Source organism: Klebsiella sp. BIGb0149 (assembly GCF_004362605.1).
Lineage (GTDB): Bacteria > Pseudomonadota > Gammaproteobacteria > Enterobacterales > Enterobacteriaceae > Klebsiella > Klebsiella terrigena.
The window spans coordinates 55,416-76,758 of the sequence record NZ_SNYG01000002.1; the positions used below are offsets into that span (position 1 = coordinate 55,416).

19 protein-coding genes and 1 pseudogene are annotated in these 21,343 nt (G+C 61.6%); 7 read left to right on the forward strand and 13 right to left on the reverse strand.

Features of this window, described 5'->3' with window-relative positions; translation table 11 throughout:
• Window positions 1-13 precede the first annotated feature (13 nt).
• Genes EDF75_RS06980 through EDF75_RS06990 form a run of 3 tightly spaced genes read left to right on the forward strand, consistent with a single transcriptional unit; the run spans window position 14 to window position 2,464 of the window.
• Window positions 14-886 carry a phytanoyl-CoA dioxygenase family protein gene (locus EDF75_RS06980; RefSeq protein WP_045858756.1) on the forward strand — a complete coding sequence of 291 codons (873 nt, stop codon included), beginning with the start codon at window positions 14-16 and terminating at the stop codon, window positions 884-886.
• A 23-nt stretch (window positions 887-909) separates the two neighbouring features.
• Window positions 910-1,728 carry an ABC transporter substrate-binding protein gene (locus tag EDF75_RS06985; protein ID WP_133598123.1) on the forward strand — a complete coding sequence of 273 codons (819 nt, stop codon included), beginning with the start codon at window positions 910-912 and terminating at the stop codon, window positions 1,726-1,728.
• A gap of 4 nt (window positions 1,729-1,732) precedes the next feature.
• Window positions 1,733-2,464: a class II aldolase and adducin N-terminal domain-containing protein gene (locus EDF75_RS06990; protein ID WP_133598125.1), complete on the forward strand. Its 732-nt coding sequence runs from the start codon at window positions 1,733-1,735 to the stop codon at window positions 2,462-2,464.
• A 41-nt stretch (window positions 2,465-2,505) separates the two neighbouring features.
• Here EDF75_RS06990 and EDF75_RS06995 read toward each other — a convergent pair whose 3' ends face one another.
• From EDF75_RS06995 to nqrC, 8 genes and pseudogenes are all read right to left on the reverse strand, one after another.
• The gene (locus EDF75_RS06995) at window positions 2,506-2,991 is read right to left on the reverse strand and encodes a TlpA family protein disulfide reductase (RefSeq protein ID WP_133598127.1); all 486 of its coding nucleotides are present in this window, start codon (window positions 2,989-2,991) and stop codon (window positions 2,506-2,508) included.
• On the reverse strand, window positions 2,978-3,673 hold the full coding sequence (locus EDF75_RS07000; protein WP_076947590.1) for an ABC transporter ATP-binding protein: 696 nt from the start codon (window positions 3,671-3,673) through the stop codon (window positions 2,978-2,980). The genes EDF75_RS06995 and EDF75_RS07000 overlap by 14 nt, the downstream gene beginning before the upstream one ends.
• A gap of 4 nt (window positions 3,674-3,677) precedes the next feature.
• Window positions 3,678-4,797: pseudogene (locus EDF75_RS07005) on the reverse strand (ABC transporter permease).
• The gene (locus tag EDF75_RS07010; RefSeq protein ID WP_133598129.1) at window positions 4,787-6,070 is read right to left on the reverse strand and encodes an ABC transporter permease; all 1,284 of its coding nucleotides are present in this window, start codon (window positions 6,068-6,070) and stop codon (window positions 4,787-4,789) included. Before EDF75_RS07010 ends, EDF75_RS07005 begins: the two are co-directional and overlap by 11 nt.
• Before the next feature lie 2 nt (window positions 6,071-6,072).
• On the reverse strand, window positions 6,073-7,452 hold the full coding sequence (locus tag EDF75_RS07015; protein ID WP_133598131.1) for a Fe-S-containing protein: 1,380 nt from the start codon (window positions 7,450-7,452) through the stop codon (window positions 6,073-6,075).
• A 108-nt stretch (window positions 7,453-7,560) separates the two neighbouring features.
• Window positions 7,561-8,088, reverse strand: coding sequence for an iron transporter (locus EDF75_RS07020; RefSeq protein ID WP_123708245.1), 528 nt, complete (start codon window positions 8,086-8,088; stop codon window positions 7,561-7,563).
• Window positions 8,089-8,121: 33 nt separating this feature from the next.
• Entirely contained in the window at window positions 8,122-10,044 is a 1,923-nt protein-coding gene (locus EDF75_RS07025; RefSeq protein ID WP_133598132.1) for an FTR1 family iron permease, read from the reverse strand.
• Between the two features lie 125 nt (window positions 10,045-10,169).
• On the reverse strand, window positions 10,170-10,946 hold the full coding sequence (nqrC, locus tag EDF75_RS07030; RefSeq protein WP_133598134.1) for an NADH:ubiquinone reductase (Na(+)-transporting) subunit C: 777 nt from the start codon (window positions 10,944-10,946) through the stop codon (window positions 10,170-10,172).
• Window positions 10,947-11,342: 396 nt separating this feature from the next.
• On the opposite strand from nqrC, the gene EDF75_RS07035 reads away from it, so the two are divergent.
• Window positions 11,343-12,308 (forward strand): helix-turn-helix domain-containing protein, encoded by a 966-nt coding sequence (locus EDF75_RS07035; RefSeq protein ID WP_133598136.1) that lies wholly within the window; start codon window positions 11,343-11,345, stop codon window positions 12,306-12,308.
• A gap of 20 nt (window positions 12,309-12,328) precedes the next feature.
• Here the strand turns inward: EDF75_RS07035 and EDF75_RS27050 are convergent, their stop codons facing one another.
• On the reverse strand, window positions 12,329-12,448 hold the full coding sequence (locus EDF75_RS27050) for a small membrane protein (protein WP_139339464.1): 120 nt from the start codon (window positions 12,446-12,448) through the stop codon (window positions 12,329-12,331).
• A gap of 212 nt (window positions 12,449-12,660) precedes the next feature.
• Between EDF75_RS27050 and EDF75_RS07040 the strand changes: the two genes are divergently transcribed.
• Together EDF75_RS07040 and fdhF are read left to right on the forward strand one after the other, a co-directional pair.
• Complete coding sequence (locus tag EDF75_RS07040) at window positions 12,661-13,743, forward strand: malate/lactate/ureidoglycolate dehydrogenase (protein ID WP_133598138.1); 1,083 nt, start codon at window positions 12,661-12,663, stop codon at window positions 13,741-13,743.
• Between the two features lie 285 nt (window positions 13,744-14,028).
• The gene (gene fdhF / locus EDF75_RS07045; RefSeq protein WP_133598140.1) at window positions 14,029-16,179 is read left to right on the forward strand and encodes a formate dehydrogenase subunit alpha; all 2,151 of its coding nucleotides are present in this window, start codon (window positions 14,029-14,031) and stop codon (window positions 16,177-16,179) included.
• 52 nt (window positions 16,180-16,231) lie between these two features.
• Here the strand turns inward: fdhF and EDF75_RS07050 are convergent, their stop codons facing one another.
• The gene (locus tag EDF75_RS07050) at window positions 16,232-17,398 is read right to left on the reverse strand and encodes a M20 aminoacylase family protein (RefSeq protein WP_133598142.1); all 1,167 of its coding nucleotides are present in this window, start codon (window positions 17,396-17,398) and stop codon (window positions 16,232-16,234) included.
• 292 nt (window positions 17,399-17,690) lie between these two features.
• Here EDF75_RS07050 and EDF75_RS07055 point away from each other — a divergent pair, with 292 nt between their 5' ends.
• Complete coding sequence (locus tag EDF75_RS07055; protein ID WP_133598144.1) at window positions 17,691-18,890, forward strand: MFS transporter; 1,200 nt, start codon at window positions 17,691-17,693, stop codon at window positions 18,888-18,890.
• Window positions 18,891-18,943: 53 nt separating this feature from the next.
• Here the strand turns inward: EDF75_RS07055 and EDF75_RS07060 are convergent, their stop codons facing one another.
• From EDF75_RS07060 to EDF75_RS07070, 3 genes are all read right to left on the reverse strand, one after another.
• Window positions 18,944-19,666, reverse strand: coding sequence for an amino acid ABC transporter ATP-binding protein (locus EDF75_RS07060; protein WP_133599402.1), 723 nt, complete (start codon window positions 19,664-19,666; stop codon window positions 18,944-18,946).
• Window positions 19,653-20,417, reverse strand: coding sequence for an amino acid ABC transporter permease (locus tag EDF75_RS07065; protein ID WP_041146000.1), 765 nt, complete (start codon window positions 20,415-20,417; stop codon window positions 19,653-19,655). The genes EDF75_RS07060 and EDF75_RS07065 overlap by 14 nt, the downstream gene beginning before the upstream one ends.
• A gap of 67 nt (window positions 20,418-20,484) precedes the next feature.
• Window positions 20,485-21,252 (reverse strand): basic amino acid ABC transporter substrate-binding protein, encoded by a 768-nt coding sequence (locus EDF75_RS07070; protein ID WP_133598146.1) that lies wholly within the window; start codon window positions 21,250-21,252, stop codon window positions 20,485-20,487.
• Between the last annotated feature and the right edge of the window lie 91 nt (window positions 21,253-21,343).

Genomic DNA, 21,343 nt, shown 5'->3' on the forward strand with positions numbered 1-21,343 from the left:
GAAAGGAAAAAATATGATCGCGCAGTGGCAAATCGAACAGTTTCATCAGCAGGGTTTTCTGGTGGTTGAGGCGGTGCTTTCTCCCGCAGAGATCGCCGGGCTTCAGCAGGATTTCGACGGCTGGGTGGAGGAGAGCCGCCGCCACGGCGACGCCTGGGGAGAGACCGAGGACGGCCGCCCGCGCTTCGACCTTGAAAGCGACCATCGCCCCGACCACCCGTCGCTGCGCCGCGTCAGCTCGCCGACGGAGATCTCCGCCGCCTACCGGCGCGCGGCGCTGGATTCGCGGATGGCGGCGATCGCCGCGCAGCTTATCGGCGGCAGCGGCACCCGCTTTCATCACAGCAAAATTAACTCCAAGCTGCCGCACACCGCCACCCAGGTGAAATGGCACCAGGATTTTCTCTTCACGCCGCACAGCAACGACGACATCATCACCGCCCTGCTGATGGTCAGCGACGTGACGCCGGAGAACGGCCCGCTGAACGTGGTGCCGGGAAGCCATAAGGGGCCGCTGTGGTCGCACTGGCAGGAGTCGCGCTTCACCGGCGCGGTGGATGACGAGGTGGTGGCGACCCACTGCCAGCAGCCCGAGGCCTGCTTTGGCCCGTCCGGCTCGGTGTGCTTTATGCATACCCGGCTGCTCCACGCCTCCAGCCCCAATGAAACCGACCTGCCGCGGACCCTGTTTATCAGCGTTTACGCCGCCGAAGATGCCCTGCCGTACGGCGACAACCCGCTGCCCAGCGCCCATGCCGGACAGCTGGTCGCCGGCACGGAGAGCGGGCTGGTGCGCAGCGCCGCCAACCACGTTCGTCTGCCGCAGAAGCCGCGCGGCGCCTCGTTTTTCGTACAGCAGGCCGGAAACGACCCTGCCAGCATGTGATTGCCCCCACTTTGGAGATCTCTATGAAACGTTTAAATACCCTGCTCCTCTGCTCCGTCGGCGCCCTGAGCGCGGCTAGCGCCCAGGCGGCCTTTCAGCAGCCGGGAAAAATCATTGCCGGTTCGGATATGACCTTTTTCCCCTACGAGTATATTGAGAACAACAAGCCCGTCGGGTTTGATATCGAGTTTCTCGCCGGGATTGCCAAAACCATGGGCCGCGAGTCGGTCAACCTCGATACCCGCTTCCCGAATCTGATCCCCGGTCTGCAGGGCGGACGCTTCGATATCACCAACTCGTCGATGTATATCACCGCCGAACGGCTGAAGGTGATTGATATGGTTCCGTACCTGAAAAGCGGCGAGTCAATCCTCGCCCTCAAGGGTGCCAGCTATCAGCCGAAGACGCCGGAAGAGTTTTGCGGCCATAAGATTGGCTCGATGGGCGCCACCTCGTGGCTGGCGCAGCTGCAAAAGCTCTCCGCCGACTACTGCGTGAAAAAAGGGCTGCCGCCGATTGCGCTTAGCGAATACGCCACCGACCCGCAAACCACCCAGGCGCTGCTGTCGCGGGCGGTGGAGGCGCAGATCACCGATGCGGCGGTGGCGCGCGGCGTAGTCGACAAGCTGGGCGACCGCATCGCCATCTCCTCCACGACGCTGATCTACCCGGTGCTCAACGGCTTTGGGGTGAAAAAAGGCAACAGCGAAGTGAAGACCGCGCTTGAGGAGGGGCTGAAGAAGTTCAGCGCCACGCCGGAGTATGCCGCCCTGCTGAAAAAGTATAACTTCCAGCCGCCGACGGCGGCAGACCTCAACGACCTGATGCCGAAAGTGGAATAACACCGTGGCCTACTCTTTTGAAGAACAAACGCGCATCGATCTGGCGGCGACGCTGCGCATTGTTGCCCACCTCGGCATGCACGAGGCGGTCGCCAACCACTTTAGCGCCGCCCTGTCGCCGGACGGCAAAACGTTCCTGCTTAACCCGAAGTGGCGCCACTTCTCGCGCATTCGCGCCAGCGATCTGCTGCTGCTGAACGCCGATGATGAAGATAACGCCCACCGCGCGGACGTTGACGCCACGGCTTGGGCTATCCACGGGCAGATTCACCAGCGGCTGCCGCAGGCCCGGGCGGTGCTGCATCTGCATCCGGTTTACGCCACCAGCGTCGCCTGCCTCGAGCAGCCGCAGATCCTGCCGATCGATCAAAACACCGCGCGCTACTTTCAGCGCGTGGCGGTCGATACCCTGTACGGCGGGATGGCGGATACCGTCGCCGAGGGGGCGCGGCTGGCGGGGCTGCTGGCGGATAAACGCCGCCTGCTGATGGGCAATCACGGGGTGCTGGTGACCGCCGGCTCCATCGGCGAGGCGTTTGACGATATCTGGACCCTCGAGCGAGCCTGCCAGATTCTGGTCACCGCCTGGTCAACCGGCCGGCCGCTGAAGGTTCTGTCCGACGAGGTGGCGGAGAAAACCGCCGCCGACTGGGAAAAAATCAGCGACTTTTCCCGTCAGCATTTTGAGGAGATGAAACAGCTGATGATCGACGCCGATCCTTCCCTGCTTGACTAAAGCGCACAAGGCTTCCCCCGGGCAAGTCCCGGGGAAGCCGCTTAGCGCTGCGCCAGCTGGCTGAATACCGCCTGCAGCGCCTCCGGTTTACGCCAGCCCTGATGCAGATCCACCACCCGCCCGCGGCTATCAATCAGCACCGACGTCGGGGTGCCGATAACCTGATAGCGCTCCTGGGTTATTTTCAGCCGATCGCGCAGCACCGGATAGCTGATCCCGTGCTTTGCCAGCAGCGGCGCGATCTCTACGCTGTCGGGATCGGTATTCACCCCCACCACCACCACTTTATCCGGCCAGCGCTGGCTGAGCGCCTGCAGGGTATCCATCTCCGCCAGGCAGCCGCCGCAGCCGGCGGACCAGAAATTAAGATAGATGGCCTTGCCGCGCCAGCGCTCAAGGCTGGCCGCGTTGTCCTGGAGATCGAAGGCCGCCAGCGCGGGGGCCGGCTCGCCGCGCGCCAGCTTCTCCTCTTTGCAGCCGACCAGCAGCGTCAGCAGCAGCATGATAATCACCTTAGGCATGCGCATGATGGTTCACCTCTTCGCCCAGATACCTGCCGTGCTGCAGCCGCACGATGCGGTCGGCAAACTGCCCCAGCGCCGGGTTATGGGTCACCATCACCACGGTGCGCCCCTGGCGGTGGAGATCGGTCAGCAGATCCAGCACCCGCTGCTCGTTTTCCTCATCGAGGTTGCCGGTCGGCTCATCGGCAAAAATGACCGGCGGCTCGTTGACCAGCGCCCGGGCAATGCACACGCGCTGCTGCTCGCCGCCCGACAGCTGGCTCGGCAAGTGGGTCATGCGGTGCTCAAGGCCGACCTGGGCCAGTACCGCCCGGGCGGCGGCCTCGTCCACCACGCTGTGGTAGTGCTGCGCCAGCATGATATTTTCCAACGCCGTCAGAAACGGGATCAGGTGAAACTGCTGGAAAACGAGGCCAATTTTCTGCGCGCGAAAGGCGCGGCGCCCCTCTTCGTCCAGCGCCGCCGCGTCGGTACCGTCGAGGATAACCTGGCCTTCGCTGGCGGTATCCAGACAGGTAAGAATGTTCATCAGGGTGGTTTTCCCGGAACCGGAAGCGCCCATAATGGCGACGAACTCACCGCGGGCGATGCACAGATTAATATCTTCCAGCGCGGTGACCTCGCCAAATCGCTTATATAAATGACGGGTCTCAATTGCCATCTGACGCAGGGGCGTGACGGTCATGGCGTTACTCTCCTTTCAGCACTTTCGCCGGCTCGACGCTTACCGCGCGTCGTACCGGAACAATGGCCGCCAGCAGGGCGACCAGTAAAGACAGCGCCAGGGTAATCGGCAGCACCGGCAGGCGCAGCGAGATGCTGGCATTAAATACGGTCATGCGCCAGCAGATAGCCGAGCACCCAGCCGCAGACCACCGCTGCCAGGGTGATAATGCTGGTTTCCAGCAGCATCTGGCGGATGATATCGCCGTTGCTGGCGCCCAGCGCCTTTTGCAGGGCAAACTCGCGGGCGCGTTCGCCCACGATCGCCATCAGCGTGGTGTTAACGCACAGCGACGACAGCGCGAGGATAACCAGCGAGACCAGCCCCATCAGCCCCTTGATTTTGTCCAGCACCTGGCCTTCGGAGGCCGAGACCTTGCGCACCGGGCGGATCTCGAGGTCGGGATACTGCTGCTGCAGCTGGCCGGCGTAGCGATCCACCTGGCCGAGGTCGTTGCTGACGCTCAGCAGGCCGTGGCTGATAACGCCGGGCTTATGCAGCCAGCCCTGCGCGACGTCGAGGCTGACGATCAGCATATTATCGGTGGCGTCTCCGGCCTCCACGATGCCTTTAACCAGCAGCTTTTTGCGCTGACTCCCCGCCACCAGCGTCAGGCTATCGCCGAGGCGCAGATCCAGCCGCTGCGCCAGCTTGACGCCGATCATCGCGTTGCGATCGTCAAAGCTGACGCCGATCCAGCTGCCGCTCACCTGCCAGTAGGGCACCAGCTTTTGCAGCGACTCGAACCACACGCCGACCATCACCACCTTTTCCAGCTCGGTGCGCGCGGTGCCGTACAGCCACGGGCTGGCGCCGTGGATCAGCCCCGGCGGCGCGCCGTCGAGGATCGCCTGCAGCTCGGGCTGCGGCATGCTGGTGCCGTGCCCGGGGCCAATATAGAAGTTGGCGCCGAAGGTGCGCAGCTCTTCGCTCATTTTGCTGTTAATGTCGAACCACACGGCGGAGAGCGCCGTGACGATGGTCGCCCCCACCGCCAGCGCGGCAAACACCACGCTCACCCGCTGCAGGCGCAGGCGCAGCGCCCGCCGCACCAGCAGCCACAGCATGTCGCGCTTAGCGGCCATACAGCACCTCCACGGGATAAAGACGGGCGATGCGCCGCGCCGGGAACCAGGTGCCGATTAACGCAATCAGCACCGCAATCACCAGCACGCAGGGAACCACCACCCAGGCAAAATTAAGCGGCGTGGCGAACAGCATCAGGCCAATTACCTTCGCCAGCCCCCATCCCGCCATACAGCCAAGCGCCCCGCCCGCGAGGCCGCCGAGCGCCGCCTCGAGGTAGAACAGCAGCAGGATTTGCCACTGCCGCGCGCCGAGCGCTTTCATCAGGCCGATCTCCTTCGCCCGCTCCATGATGCTGCTGGTCATCAGCGAGGCGATCCCCATCGCGGCGGCGGCCAGCGCCGCCAGGGTCACCACCGCCATCAGCAGCTGAATTTTATCGATAACCACCCCTTCCGAGGCGGCAACCTGCCACACCGGCCGCACCTGGGCGCCGGAGATCGCCTCCTCCAGCTGGTGGGCAATGGAGGAGACGTAGGCCGTGCAGTACCACAGGTCGTACTCTTCGGCGTTTAGCGCCTCCAGATCCTCGCGCGCCCGGCGCGAGAGCTCGTTCTCCGGCACCGTCAGCGCCGAGACGCGGATCGCCTGCACTTTCCCCGGCAGGCCCAGCAGCTGCTGAACGACGCCCAGCGGCATCACCAGCTGATTATCTTCATCGCCGCCGCTGGATAAAATGCCGCTCACCTCGACGGTCAGGGCACGCTCCGCGGTCCGCAGCGTCAGGCGGTCTCCCGGCTTCCAGCCGGTGCTGCGCGCCAGCGCGTGGCCGACCAGGGTCTGCGCCAGCGGGCCCGGCGGCTCCTGCGGCCACTCGCCGGCGACCTGCCAGTAGGGGCTGACCGTACGCTGCCCGGTCTGGTAGCCCTCTTCATCCGGGATCGCCACCGGCTGGCTAAAGAAGGTCCCCAGAATCCGGATATCCCGACCCTTGACCTGCGCCTCACCGCCGAGCATCGGGGCGAAGCCGACGATATTGTTGCGCCAGAAGATATCTTTAATATTGGGCAGCTCGGACTCATCGAGGAAGTCATCGCTGGCCAGCGGGTTGCTTTGCTCGCTGAACAGCGCCGGCAGCGCGGCCTGCCCCGCCGGCTCAATCAGAATATTGGCGCCGTAGGACTTCAGCTCGCGCGACATCTTGTCGCCGATGTCGATAGAGACCGCCAGCAGGGCCGAAATCAGGCTGGCGGCGAGAAAAACGGTCAGCACCGCCAGCGCCTTGCGCCGCAGGTTCCGCCCCCATGAGCGGTAGATCATTCGCCACAGCATCGCTACTCCTCCTTCACCGCGTCGGCAACGAACTGCTCCGGCGCCTGGCGAAAACGGTCATAGTTGGCTTCGGAGGCGAAGAACCAGGTCTTACCGCCATAGCTGTATTTAAAGTCGGCCGCGGTATTGGTCAGGCTTGAGCCGTCCACCGGGTCGGTAACCTTGATGGTTAGCACCGTCGAGAAGTAGTTCACTCCCGTCGCCAGCGCGCTGCCGGGGATCGTCAGCTCGGTTTCATCGTTGCGCCAGCCGTCGATCGGCACCGGATTACAGCCGCCGGGTTTGCCAATCGACGGAATAAAAATGTGCACCCCGCAGGCGACGCAAATCACCTGGTTACCTTCCATCACGTACCCCTGATCGCCGCACAGCAGGCAGGCGTCAAACACCACGCCGAGGCGCAGCTTGTCGGGATAGCGGTTGATCACAAAAAAGCGCACCGCTTTACCGTCGTCCGCTATCCACACGAAGCGATGCAGCTTACCGTCGCGCACCTGCGCCAGCGGAATATGCACCTGACCGTCGGCGGCGAGGGTCACCGGCTGCGCTTCGGATAGGCGCGGCGGCTGGGAGGCCACCTGCTCCCACCACAGCTGGCCGCCGATAATCACCAGCGCGCAGCCAACGGTGGTGAGCCACAGGCGGCCGGCGCCCCGGCGTTTGGCCAGCGCCAGGCGGCGGTCAATCGGCCGTTCGGCGGCCTTAACCGCCCGGGCGTAGCCGCGCAGCGTCGGAAGCCAGAGCAGGCTCATCAGCAGCAGTATGGCGCCGGCGGCCCAGCTGTAGATCGCGGCATTGTTGGTTACTTTGGCGACAAAGCTCAGCAGCGGCTTCAGCAGCGGTACCACCTGCAGCTTCATCAGCAGCAGCAGCAGGGTTCCGCCCAGCGGCAGCCACAGCAGCACCATTAGCAGCAGGGTCAGCGGCCAGTAGAGCCAGCGCATCCGCCGCAGGAGCATCGCGCAGAGCGCGGCGGCGAGGCAGAGCGTGGCCAGCGCGAGGAGGATCGCCGTCAGGTTCAGCAGCAGATCGGTATTCAGGACGTGAGTTGAGGTCAGGCCGCTCAGGTTCGGATCCAGCCCCCAGCGGCGGGCGGCGCCGGCAACGAGGATCCCCTGCCACAGGTAGCGAACCCGCGGCGACGCCCACCAGAAGCTGAGCAAAAACAGCAGCGAAAGCAGAATTTCAGCGCCGACGAGGATCAGCTGCAGCGACTGGCTACCGCGAACGTAGAATCCCGCCAGCAGGCCGACGGCCAGCGCCGCAAGCAGCGTCCAGGCGAGCGGGCGCAGCGCGGGAACGTCGCCGCGTCCCCAGAGCACGGCGGACAGAAGCGCAATGCAGAAAAAGACCTGTAGCGTCGAGACAAAAAAATAGCTCATGACTTCAACTCGGTACGGCGGATAAATAACAGACCGCAGGATGGCCGGCGGGTCGTCCTGCGTAACAGCGGCGGCGTCCGTGGCCGCAAAAAATCGGCTACGCCAGGCTTAGTTCAGGCCGACGTACTTAAACTCGTAGCTGACGTCAAACGGCTTCCACCAGCGGCCGACGCCGGTTTCGCTATCGGTATGGCGGTGCATCCCGGCTTTTGACGGCGGGTCGATGTGGTAGGTCACCTTATAGTTGCCAACGCCCATCATTTTGATATTGGCGCCGTAGTGCGGGCCGTCGCTGGCCACCATCGGCATAAAGGTACCCTCCTGCTTTTCGCCGGTGTCGCTGTTGACCAGGGTATAGGCGATGGTCAGATAGGGGATCCATTCGCCCGCGCCAAAGCCATTCTTGCCCCCTTCCACCGCATGGATGTCGGCTTCCAGATGAATATCCGACTTCGCCGCCGGCAGCCCCATGCCGCGCGGCTCCATATCGATCGGCTGGAGATAAACCGCCGCAATCTCCATCTCATTCATGGTCACCGGCTCGCCCGCCGGATACTCCTTAAAGGCCAGCGCCGCCGGGGCGGCAAAGATGCTGGCAACGGTGGCGCTGATAATCAGGGTCTGCTTAAAGTTCATCTGGCACATCCTCTCGTCTTAAAATTAAAAAAGTCAGAAGTTATTTTTTATATCTTCCGCCGGCGCCGGAGCGCGGCGGCGCATGATCCACAGCGCGGCCAGCGCCGCAATCAGCAATATCGCCTGCGGGATCAGGGTTTCAACGTAGGGATAGACCCCCAGCCAGCTGATTTCCGGCATGCCGCCAACCAGCGTCGGCTGGAAGAGCTTGCCCTCCACCAGCTCCAGCACCCCTTTGCCGGCAAAAACGAACGCCATCAGGTACATAAAGCCGCCGGTGAACAGGAAGAAGGGTTTGAGCGGCAGCCGCACCACCGAGTAGCGCATCACCAGCCAGGCCACCAGCAGCACCGCGCAGCCGATGATAAACCCGCCGCCGATGGCGAGGTGTCCGCTAACGCCCTGGGCGTCGCCGAGCAGCGCGGCGTAAAACAGCACCGTTTCCGCACCTTCGCGATAGACCGCGAGGAAGCTAGTCAGCCACAGCCCGACCAGCGAGCCGCGCGAGAGCGAGTGGGAGAGTTTGCCCTCCAGCCAGGCTTGCCAGCGGCGGGCCTCAACTTTGGAGAGCAGCCAGTAGCTCATGAAGAACAGCATCACCACCGCAATCAGCATGGTAATCCCCTCCAGCAGCTCCCGGCTGGCACCGGAGTTGGTGAACAGCAGCTGGAAGATAAACGCCGTCGCCACGCTGGCGACGAGGGCCACCACCACCGACTGGCGAATCAGCGGCAGCTTGTCGCGCTGGTCGTTTTTAATCAGATAGGCGACGATAGCCGCCACGATCAGCAGGGCCTCCAGCCCTTCGCGCACGATGATCATCAGGCTGTAGAGCAGCAGGCTCCAGCGGGTCTCTTCCCCCTCCCCGAGCAACGCGACCGCTTTCTGCAGATCCTGCGCCAGGGCGGCGGCCTGTTCCGTCAGCTTCTCCTGCGGCTGGCCGGCCTTCATCAGGCTGACCATGCGGGTGAAATAGGCTTCAAGGGTGGTTTTGAACGCCGCGTCGCGGGAGCCGATTTTGTTCTCCATGCCGCTGGCTTCGAAGCGGTCGAAGTAGCTATCCTGGATATCCTGAATGGCGCCCTCCGCTTCACCGCGCTGATAGCGCGCCAGGGTGGCATCCATACTTTGGTTGATTCCTGCCGCCACGCTGGCCCAGTCGGCGTTCGGCGCGGAGGCCTCCGCCGCCGCAGGGTTAGCCTGCGGCCCGTCGTCGCGGGTGCCCGGCAGGCCGGGTAGAAGGTCTTCCAGATCCTGCAGCAGCGCGGTGACCTGATACGAGACGTCGTTCAGCCGTCCGGGCTGCGCCGTCAGCGCGATCAGGGCGGTAAACTGCTGGTTAATCGCCGCGGCGTCCTTCGCCGAACGATTCTGCCGCACCGCGATTTCCATTTCCGAGTTTTTGAAACCCTGATAGTGCGCCTGCTGGATCTGCTGGCTGGCGAGGGAGTAGCGGCCGGCCTGATACTCGCTCACCGCCTGCGCCAGCCGGTCGTCGATGGTGCGAAAGCTCTCCTGCCACTGCGCCGCGATATCGTCCCGCGATAAGGCGGTATGCTGCTCCTCCGCCACCAGCCGATGCCCGCCGTCGAGCACCGGCTCGACCTCGCGCAGCGCCCGCTTCAGGCCGTCGATGCGCGCCTGCACCGCGTCCAGCGGCTTGCCCTCGGCAATCATCCGCCGAATCTCGCCGAAGGTGCTCTCCATCTCGTAGCTTTTACGCGCCGAAATATTAATGCGAATCGGCCCTTCGAGGTTTTCAAACACTTCAAAGTAGGCGCTCTGCACCTCCCGACGCGCCTCGTCGTTTTTCTGCTGCTGGTAGAGCTGCGACGTTTTATCCAGCCGCTGCTCAATATCCGCGATGTAGGGAGCATAGTGGGCCTCCGCCAGCGCCGAGGCGCTGAACAGGAGGCTAAGAAGCAGAGCCAGCAGGAGAGAACGAGGGGCAATCATTGCGCCTTCCATCAAATTTAATGATAATAATTATCATTGGCATTTTTACCGTCGATGTACATGACGCAGATCATTAAAATGTCAAACCGTGAAAATTTGTGTCAGATATTGCAAAGAGTGCAGGGCTAATCGCGCGCGGCATCGGCGGATAGTTGCGCCGGATCCTGCTGAATACGCTGGAGAAATCTGCCGTAGCCCTGCGGCCCCATCCAGTAATTAATACTCTTCTCAACGCCGTTGGAGGTTAAGGTCGCCCCGCTGATGCCGTCGACCGTATAATCGTCGTGCCGCTCGCCGCTATTCTGCGTCACCTTCAGCGCCGGCTGGCCGCGCTCGTCGCGTACTTTTTTGCCCGCCCACTGCCTCAGCCACTGCGGGTCTTCCACCCTCGCGCCGAGCAGCGGCGTCTCGTTCTGCCGGTAGTACAGGAGATCTTTCACCGTGCGGCCGTCGGTGTCGATGGCCACCAGCGCATACATCATCGATTTCGCGCCCTTGCCGGAAACCGGCAGAATAATTTGTTGAATGGTTCCGCTGCTATCGTGAACGAGGTAGATATCAGCCAGGGCGCAGCGCTGCCTGATTTGCGCCGGATCGCCGGCCGCCGGCAGGCTGGCGCAGCGTTTTTGCGCCGCGCGGCCCTTGCTCGCCGCCAGCAGCTCGCCGCTATCGAGATTAAGCTGACGGACGCTAACCCGGCGCTGAAACTGCGCCCTTAGCGCCTGCGGATCGCGCTGGCCGCTCTCATCGAACCCGGCCACTTTGAGAACGGCGGCGGCGGTTTCATCGCCATCGGGTTCGGCAAAGTTGTCTTTCTGCAGTAAAAAATAACCGCCGGCGGCGGCAAAAAATAAAACACAAAAAAACATCAAAGATAAAACAATAATTTTACGTTTCGCCATGAGCTTATTATCCCCGTGAGCCGATGTGTATTGACCACTACCTGCGATATAGCTTGCAATTATTTTCGTCCCGCTGTCCAGCCCGATGTTGCCAGGCCATTTCGGGTCAAACAAGGCGTTTATTCACAGCGCAATTAATCTATGGCAGGCGGCACAAATATATTTTATACGACCGAAAAGCATGCATTAATAAATAGCAAAATAATATTCAGCGCGCCGGTAAACTATTTTCTGATAAAAAAAGGAGGTCCGTCATTCGGCCGGCAGGACGCCCGTGCGCGCGGGCGGTTAACATGCGTAAAAAAAACCACCTGGCGCTGGTTTTTCTTAGGATTAATCTTATAATCGAAGGATAAAAATTCACCTGCCAGCAGCACCTTGAGAAAGGCGAAAAACATGCCCAGACCTACTGCGCTGTACGTTCCTCACGTTTTGAGCGCGGCGGATATCGCGCCGGAAGAGCGTTACCAGCAAATATCGCAAAACCTCGGCTGCTATGGGATAGAAGTGGCGAACAACCGCCGCCCGGCAGAGATTATTGCCACGCATAAGACTATATCCGCTATTTCCGGCGACTATTGTAGTGCGATGGGTTCGAAAAATCAGACCACCTTCGATCCGCATCGCGTCGAGGAGCAGTCGATCTATATTTCGCTGCTGGTGCAGGGACATCAGGTTATTAACGGCAGAAAGAAATCCGTCTCCGCGCAGGTCAATCCGGGAATGCTGATTGTTCATCAGCGCAATGACTATTATCAGTATCAGTGCGACGACGTGAAGCAGCTCTATATCATTCCGCGCAGCGAGAAAATCAAAGAGGTTTTTAACGGCAGGCTCAATAGCCCGATAGTGTCTTTGGAGAATCATCCTCTGGCGATGTTTCTGAAATCGCACATGATGCTGCTCGATAGCCATTCGGCGAGCCTGTCGCTAAAGGAAACGGCAACCGTTGTCGACGGTCTGCATAATATGGCGCTGCTGGTCCTGAGCGATATCGCGAAACAGCAGGGATTAATCTCTTCCGGCAAGCTGGGGCATCTGGTGAATAGCGCGAAATCGTTTATCGCCCTGCACTATCAGCAGCACGATCTCTCCCCTGACCTGCTGTCAAAAGCGCTCCACTGCTCGCGATCCAGCCTCGATCGCGCCTTCAACGAACAGGGAACCTCGGTTATGACGGTGCTTAAAGAGCGGCGTTTAGAGGCCGCGCGCGAGCTGCTGGAGAGCGCACCTCAGCTGCGGGTCGAGCAGATTTCGTGGCTCTGCGGGTTTATCAGCCATCCGTTATTTAGCAAAAGCTTCCGCGAGAAATATCACGCATCGCCGAAGGCCTGGCGCGAAAATTATCATAAAGCCGGTTAATAAGACGCGGGCTTTGTGATTCAGCGCTGGCGAAACGATTTAAAACGCATTGCCCGGCGCTCTTTAATATAGCTAAGCAGGCTATAGACGGAAATACCCAGCAGGGCAACGGCGACGAGGGCTAAAATGATTGAGCTGATGTTCATTATGGTTTTCTCCATATCATTTAGAATAAGATTTTTATCATAATGATTCTCACTCCGGCGACCAGTCCCGACAGCCTCAACTCTGTTCTCTGCCACTCACGCCAGCACTCTCCACAAGCGCTTGATCTTCATCGGCATGGAGAGCAGCATGGATCGGCAAACATCACAAAATAACTACGCTAACCGCCCACCACAGGAGAGACTCAGTGCCTACCGGACATCGCTTTCAGGCTACGGATCTGCATCAGTTTGTCGTCGCCCTTTTCAGCCACCTCGGCAGCACCGCCAGCGAAGCGACCCTCGTCGCCGACCATCTGATTGCCGCCAACCTCGCCGGCCACGATTCCCACGGCGTCGGGATGATCCCGAGCTACGTGCGCTCCCAGGCCGCGGGGCACCTACAGCTTAACCGGCATGCCAGCATTATGAAGGACGCCGGGGCGGTAGTGACCCTCGACGGCAACGCCGGGTTCGGGCAGGTGGTCGCCCACGAGGCGATGCAGATCGGTATCGAAAAGGCAAAACAGCACGGCATGGCCGCCGTTGCCCTGCGCAACGCCCACCATATTGGCCGCATCGGCTACTGGGCCGAGCAGTGCGCCGCGGCGGGCATGATCTCCATCCACTTCGTCAGCGTCGTCGGCGACCCGATGGTTGCGCCGTTTCGCGGGAAGGACAGCCGCTTCGGCACCAACCCGCTGTGCGTGGTGTTCCCGCGCAGGGGCCAGCCGCCGCTGCTGCTGGACTACGCCACCAGCGCCATCGCTTTCGGCAAGACCCGCGTTGCCTGGCACAAGGGGGAAGCGGTGCCGGCCGGCTCGTTAATCGATGCCCACGGCGAGCCGACCAACGACCCGGCGGTGATGCAGACCTCGCCGCTGGGCGCGCTGCTGACCTTTGCCCAGCATAAAGGCTACGCCCTGGCGACGCTGTGCGAAATCCTCGGCGGCGCGGTATCCGGCGGCCAGACAACCCACCAGGAGAGCCTGCAAACCTGCGTCGACGCCATTTTCAACTGCATGACCACCATCATTCTGGACCCGGAAACCTTCGATGCTCCGGAGATGCAGAACCAGACCGAAGCCTTTATCGACTGGTGTAAGCAGTCCCCGCACGAGGCGGACGCTCCGATTCTGGTGCCCGGCGAATGGGAGCAGGCCAACCGCGAGGAGCGCCTGGCGCGGGGTATTCCGCTTGACGAGGGCAGCTGGCAGGCCATCTGCAGCGCGGCGCAGGAAGCCGGTTTAGCGCCGCAGACCCTGGCCCACTTCCGGCAAAAAATGGCCTGATCCCCCGCCCTGCATCCCTTCCTTCGCGCCGCCGGCCGGCGCGAGCCCGCCATCTCCGGGGCGTCGGGACCGGCCGCTCGTCATCGTCATTAGTGACGACATCGCGACGAGCCGGCATCCCCTAATTTAATTTCTAATAAAAATCAATGTGTTATTGTTTTGGCACGCTTCCTGCTTAACAGCCATACCTGACGTCAACATCGTGACGCAAGGACTCAATGACGATGGCAGGCCGGGCCCGGCCTGACCGACGATCTTCATTCACTGTTAACAGGTCTGTTACTGATGAAAAAAATCACGAGCGTTTGCCCTTACTGTGGGGCGGGTTGCAAACTTAAGCTGGTTGTCGAAAACGATAAAATTATCCGCGCCGAAGCCGCCGATGGGGTGACCAACCAAAGCCAGCTGTGCCTCAAAGGCTACTACGGATGGGATTTCCTCAACGATACCCAGCTGCTCACCCCGCGCCTGAAGCAGCCGATGATTCGCTACCAAAAAGGCGGACAGCTCACCCCGGTGACCTGGGATGAAGCGATCCGCTATACCGCGAAGAAGCTGCAAACCATCAAACAGCAGCACGGCCCGCGCGCCATTATGACCACCGGCTCATCGCGCGGCACGGGGAATGAAACCAACTATGTGATGCAGAAGTTTGCCCGGGCGGTGCTCAACACCAATAACGTCGACTGCTGCGCCCGCGTGTGTCACGGGCCGTCGGTAGCCGGTCTCCAGCAGGCGCTGGGCAACGGCGCGATGAGCAACTCGATAAGCGATATTGAAAACTCGAAATGCCTGCTGGTCTTTGGCTACAACTGCGCGGATTCCCACCCGATCGTGGCCCGCAGGGTGATCAAAGCCCGCGAGAACGGGGCGAAGATCATCGTCTGCGACCCGCGGCGCATTGAGACCGCGCGCATTGCCGATCGTCACCTGCAGCTTAATAACGGCAGCAATATGGCGCTGGTCAACGCCTTCGCGCACGTGCTGCTAGAGGAAGACCTCTACAACCATGATTACGTCGATCGCTTTACCGAAGGCCTTGAGGCCTACCGGGAAGCGGTGCGGGACTACTCACCCGAGGCGGTCGAACCGCTGACCGGGGTGCCGGCGCAGGAGGTACGCCAGGCGATGCGAATGTTTGCCGCCGCGCCTTCGGCCACCATTATGTGGGGAATGGGCGTGACCCAGTTTGGCCAGGCGGTGGACGTGGTTAAAGGGCTGGCCAGCCTCGCGCTGCTCACCGGCAACCTCGGCCGCGAGCACGTCGGCGTCGGCCCGGTGCGCGGACAAAACAACGTCCAGGGCGCCTGCGATATGGGGGTTCTGCCGAACCTCTTCCCCGGCTATCAGGAGGTCACCGACCCGCAGGTGCGGGCTAAATTTGCCGAGGCCTGGGGCATCGACCCGGCGCTGATGGACGATAAGGTCGGCACCCGCATTACCGAAGTGCCCCACAAGGCGCTGACCGGGGAGATCAAGGCCTACTACATCATGGGGGAAGATCCGCTGCAGACGGAGGCCGACCTCGGGCTGGTGCGCAAGGGGATCGAGGCGCTGGATTTCGTGGTGGTGCAGGATATCTTTATGACCAAAACCGCCGAGATAGCCGACGTGCTGCTGCCGGCGACCTCCTGGGGCGAACACGGCGGCGTGTTCACCTGCGCCGATCGCGGCTTCCAGCGCTTTGAGAAGGCGATCCCGGCGTCGGGAAACGTCAAGCGCGACTGGGAGATTATCAGCCTGCTGGCCAGCGAAATGGGCTATCCGATGCGCTACGCGGATAACCAGCAAATCTGGGACGAAATGCGCGAGCTGTGCCCGCTGTTCTACGGCGTAACCTATGAAAAAATGGGCGACATGAACCACGTGCAGTGGCCCTGTCCGACGCTGGATCATCCGGGCACGCCGTGGCTTTATAAGGATAACCAGTTTGATACCCCAACGGGTAAGGGCCAGCTGTTCGCCGCGCCGTGGCGGGCCCCGGCCGAAACGCCGGATGCCGACTATCCGCTGGTGCTGTGCACGGTGCGCGAAGTCGGCCACTATTCGTGCCGCTCGATGACCGGCAACTGCGCGGCGCTGCAGTCGCTGGCCGACGAGCCGGGCCGGGTGCAAATTAGCCGCGCCGATGCGCAGCAGATGGGAATTGCCGACCGGCAGCTGGTGTGGGTCAGCTCGCGGCGCGGAAAGGTTATCACCCGCGCCGATATCAGCGATCGCATCAACAGCGGCGCCGTCTATATGACCTACCAGTGGTGGGTCGGGGCCTGCAATGAGCTAACCCAGGATAACCTCGACCCGATCTCGAAAACGCCGGAAACCAAGTACTGCGCGGTGAAGGTCGAGGCCATTGCCGATCAGCGCTGGGCGGAACAGTTTGCGCTCAGCGCCTACAACGAGATGAAAGCGCGTCTTAAAGCCGCGGCTAACGCCTAAAAGAGTCAGGGGAGGCGCGCCTCCCCTGACGTGACGTTGTCACTCAACGGCGTCAGGCTTCGCCGACCAGCGGCAGCAGTTTTTCCACCAGCGCCGTCCACATCAGCACCCCGGGTTCAATCAGATCGTCATTAAAATCATAGCCGGCGTTATGCAGCGGTTTGGACGGCGTTTCGCCATCGGTACCGATCCAGAAATAGGCGCCGGGGCACGCTTCCAGCATGCAGGCAAAATCCTCTGAGGCCATTGACGGGCTGACCTCGGCGCTCACTGCCGACTCGCCCAGCGCGGCAATCGCCGCCTCGCGGACGCTCAGCGCCTGCGCCGGATGGTTCCTGGTGACCGGGTAGCCCGGATACCAGAAAATCTCCCCCTGCACGTCAGAGACCTGCGGCTGCGTCGCCACGTAGCGTTCAATCAGCCCTTTTACCCGCTCGCGAACAGGGTTGCTCAGGCAGCGGAAGGTGCCGCGCAGCACCACTTTGTCCGGCAGGACGTTGATCGCCTCTCCGCCGCTAATCTGCGTAATACTGACCACCGCCGACTCCTGCGGCGACAGGCGCCGCGACGGAATCGTCTGCAGCGCCATAATAAGCTGCGCGGCGGCGACGATCGGGTCGGCCCCGCTCTCCGGCATCGCCGCATGGCAGCTTTTACCGGTCAGGGTGATTTCGAAGGCATCAAGGGAGGCCATCATCGCGCCGGTGTTGATCGCCACCTGCCCCAGCGGGATCCCCGGCCAGTTGTGCAGCGCGTAAATTGCGTCCATTGGAAACAGGGTAAACAGCCCCTCTTCGACCATTTTGCGCGCGCCGCCGAGGTTCTCTTCCGCCGGCTGAAAAACAAAATGCACCGTGCCGCGAAAGCGGCGGGTCCGCGCCAGATGCGCCGCCGCCGCCAGCAGCATCGCGGTATGGCCGTCGTGGCCGCAGGCGTGCATCACGCCGGGATTGCGGGATTTGTAGCTGACCTCGCCGAGCTCGGTAATCGGCAGGGCGTCCATATCGGCGCGCAGGCCGATTACCGGGCCAGGACCGTTCTCCAGGGTCGCCACCACCCCCGTTCCCGCCAGCCCCGTATGCACCTGCAGGCCAAAGGAGGCCAGCAGTTCGGCGACGCGACGGGAGGTTTTCTGTTCCTGGTAGCCCAGTTCAGGGTAAGCATGAAAATCGCGTCGCCAGCGAATAGCCTCGGCGATGGATGAAGGCGATACTGCCATGTCGTACTCCTTTCCTGCACAGCATCAGCGCTGAGCGAGGGTTGTTATCGGTATGCATTTTATCCATGCGCCCCGCGAGCGCCGGGCTGCTCTATGAGTTATATCCTTTCGCCAGCGCGCTGACAACTCTCGCTAAACCTCCGCCCGGCGGGCTTTGGCGAGCGGCCGCGGCGCCCTTCTCATTAATGGTAGCCATTTCAACGGTGACAGAAGCCATATGATTAACTAATATGCAGGGCTGTTGGCGATTTGCCAGATTATCCACCTGTTGACTTCCGTTATCGGGAATAAAATGTTTAACCCAGACCACAATCGCCTGGCGCCTACGCTGGCGATGATCATGGCCGCCTCGCTGGTAGGCTTTATCACCGGCTATACGGTGCCGCTTATCAGCCTTGAGCTGGCGCAGCAGCAAATTGATACCCTCTACGTTGGCCTGCTGGCCGCGCTGCCGCCGGCGGGCATGATGCTCTCCTCCTTCCTCTCGCCCGCGCTGTGCCGCCGCTTTGAGATGGGCGTACTGCTCAGCGCAAGCCTGATCCTGCTGGCCCTGGCGACGGTAGCCTCCTGCCTGACCGTCGATCTGCCGCAGCTCCTGCTGCCGCGCTTTCTGACCGGCCTCGCCTCGGGGGTGATTATCGTGCTGGGGGAAAGCTGGATCACCGGCGGGGCGGCGGGGAAAAATCGCGCCACCTTGACCGGGATTTACGCCTCGGCGTTCACCGGCTGCCAGCTGGCCGGGCCGCTGCTGATTTCCGCCGGCCCCGCCTATCAGTCATGGGCGCTGCTGGCGATCTGCGGCCTGACCACCCTGTGCCTGCTTATGCTGCGCCACCTGCCGGGCGGCAGCCGTGAAAGCCTCGCCGGACGCGCCAGCTGGCGTAGCCTCGGCGCATTTTTGCCGGTTCTGGCCTCCGGCGTATTCTGCTTTTCCTTCTTCGATGCCAGCATCCTGGCGCTGCTGCCGCTGTACGGCATGGATAAGGGGCTAAACGAGTCGATGGCGGTGCTGCTGGTGACGGTGGTACTCACCGGCGACGCGCTGTTCCAGGCGCCGCTCGGCTGGATTGCCGATAGGTTTGGCATCCGCCGGGTGCACCTCAGCTGCGCGCTGGTCTTCTGCCTCGCCCTGCTGGCTCTGCCCTTCCTGCTCGGCTCGCGCATGCAGCTGATCGTCGGCTGCCTGGTGCTCGGGGCAGCGGCGGGCGCGCTCTATACCCTGTCGCTGGTGCGCGCGGGTAAAACCTTCTCCGGGCAGAAGCTGATCATGATAAACGCGCTGTTGGGCTTCTTCTGGTCGGCGGGGAGCGTTGCCGGGCCGGTGATCAGCAGCCTGGCGATCGGCGTTTCGGGATATGATGGCCTGATCGTCACCCTCTTCGCCAGCGGCCTGCTGTTCCTGCTGATTCAGGGCTTAGGCAAGAGCGAGAAAACGCTGCTGGCCAACGAGCGTGAAGCTTCGGTCGATGAGGTGAGCGAAGCGGCGCAGTAGCGCGCCGTTCCGCCTGCAGCAATATGATAAAGCGGCCCTGGCGGCCGCTTTTCTTATAGCACCTTGCTGAGGAACGCGGCGGTGCGCGGGTTGCTCGGGGCGCTGAAGATCTGCTCCGGCCGGCCCTGCTCCTGAATAATCCCGCCGTCGATAAAGATAACCCGGTCGGCGACCTCGCGGGCAAAGCCCATTTCATGGGTCACGATCACCATCGTCATCCCTTCGCTGGCGAGATTTTTCATCACCGCCAGCACGTCGCCGACCAGCTCGGGATCGAGCGCGGAGGTCGGCTCGTCGAACAGCATAATCGACGGCTCCATCGCCAGCGCGCGGGCAATCGCCACCCGCTGCTGCTGGCCGCCGGAGAGGCTGGAGGGCCAGGCGTCTCGCTTATCGCTCAGCCCCACCTTTGCCAGCAGCTCTTCCGCCAGCGCAATCGCCGCCTGCCGGGCCATGCCGCGCAGGTTCATCGGCGCCATGATCAGGTTTTCCAGCACCGTCATATGCGGGAACAGGTTGAAACGCTGAAAGACCATGCCGACGCTTTCACGCATTTTATTCAGATCGGTGGCGCGATCGTGGACGGCAAAGCCGTTGACCTCAACTTCGCCTTCGCTGACGGTTTCCAGCGCGTTCATGCAGCGCAGAAAGGTGCTTTTCCCCGAGCCCGACGGGCCGATAATGCACACCACTTCCTGCGGCTGAATATCGCAGCTGATGCCGCGCAGAACGTGGCTGTCACCGAAGCGCTTGTGCAGATTGTTAATGTGAATCACTTTTGCCAAACCTCTTTTCCAGACGGTTAACCAGCTGTGCCAGCAGGAAGGTAATCACCCAGTAGACCAGAGAGATCGTCAGGTAGGGTTCCCAGTAGGTGGCGTAGGCGCCGGAGACGGTGCGCGCGGCGTAGGCCAGGTCGGCAAGGCCGATCGCCGACGCCAGCGAGGAGTCCTTAACGATAGCGATGGCGTTGTTGCCCAGCGGCGGCAGAATGCGGCGAAACGCCTGCGGCAGGATCACCTGGCGCATGGTTTTCCACCACGGCATCCCCAGCGCGCGGGAGGCTTCCATCTGCCCTTTATCGATCGACTGAATGCCGGCGCGGAAAATTTCCGAGACGTAGGCCCCGGCGTTGAGCGTTATCGCCACCACGCAGGAGAGAAACGCGCCGTAGTTAGAGCGCAGCTCGCGGGCAAAGTCGGCGCTCATCACCCCGCCGGTGACCAGCAGGCCGTCGCGCGGGTTGATAAACAGCGGCACCAGCGCGAAGTGAACCACCATGATTTGCACGAACAGCGGCGTGCCGCGAAATGCGCTGACGTAGAAGCGTACCGGGAACTGAACCAGGTAGCGCAGGACGTATTTCCATACCCCGTGCTCGGCCTTCGCCATTCGCCCCAGCCCGAGGGTCAGCCCCCACAGGGTGCCGAGGATCACGCAAATAATGGTGCATTTAATGGTCATCAAGGCGCCGTCCATAAACAGCGGACCGTACTCCTCGATGATCTCCCAACGGAATCCCGTCATAATCTTTCCCTAAAAAATACGGCTATCGTCAAAGCCGATAGCCGTGAGTAAGACAAAAAAACAGATTTTATTGCGCTGGCAGCGTCGGGACGTTGTCGTCGAACCAGGTTTTATAGATTTTGGCGTAGGTGCCGTCGGCGACAATCTTCTGCAGGCCGGCGTTGATTTTCGCCTGCAGCGCGCTGTTGCCCTTGGCTACGGCGATACCGAAGTACTGGCGCTCAAACTTCGCGTCGGGCACCAGCCTGAACTGCTTCTCCGGGTGCTGCTTGATGTAGTATTTTACCACCCCAACGTCGCCGACCGCCGCGCTGACGCCGTCTTCAAACAGCTCCTGCAGCATCAGCGGCGTATTGTCGAAGCGCTTGATGGCGGTGCTGTTTTTACCCAGCACGTCAGAGACCACGATGTCGCCGGTGCTGGAGTTCACCACCCCAACCTTCTCGCTTTTCAGCGCCGCCAGCGAGGTCACCTTCGAATCCGCCGGCACCACGATCGACTGCTCGGCCGGGAAATAAGGGGCGGAGAAATCCACCATCTGCTTACGCTTATCGGTAATGGTGATCCCGGAGATGATAATGTCGCGATCGCCGGTGTTGAGGGTAGCGAAGATCCCCTCCCACGGCGTGTTGACCAGCTTGATATCAAAGTTTTCCGCCTTAGCGATCGCTTTGATGATGTCGATATCAAAACCTTCCAGCTGCTTCTGGCTGTTTTCGTACTCAAACGGGCGATAGGTGCCGCCGGAACCAACAACGTAGGTTTCCTGCGCCGCCTGCGCGGTGCCAATCATTGCCGCCATCAGGCAGCACGCTTTCATCCACTTCTTAACCATGACCGATCCTTTTTATGCATTTATTTTGCATAAAAATACACACACTCAGCATGGCATGCAACCACAAACCTGCGCCGCGGTGATTTATCTG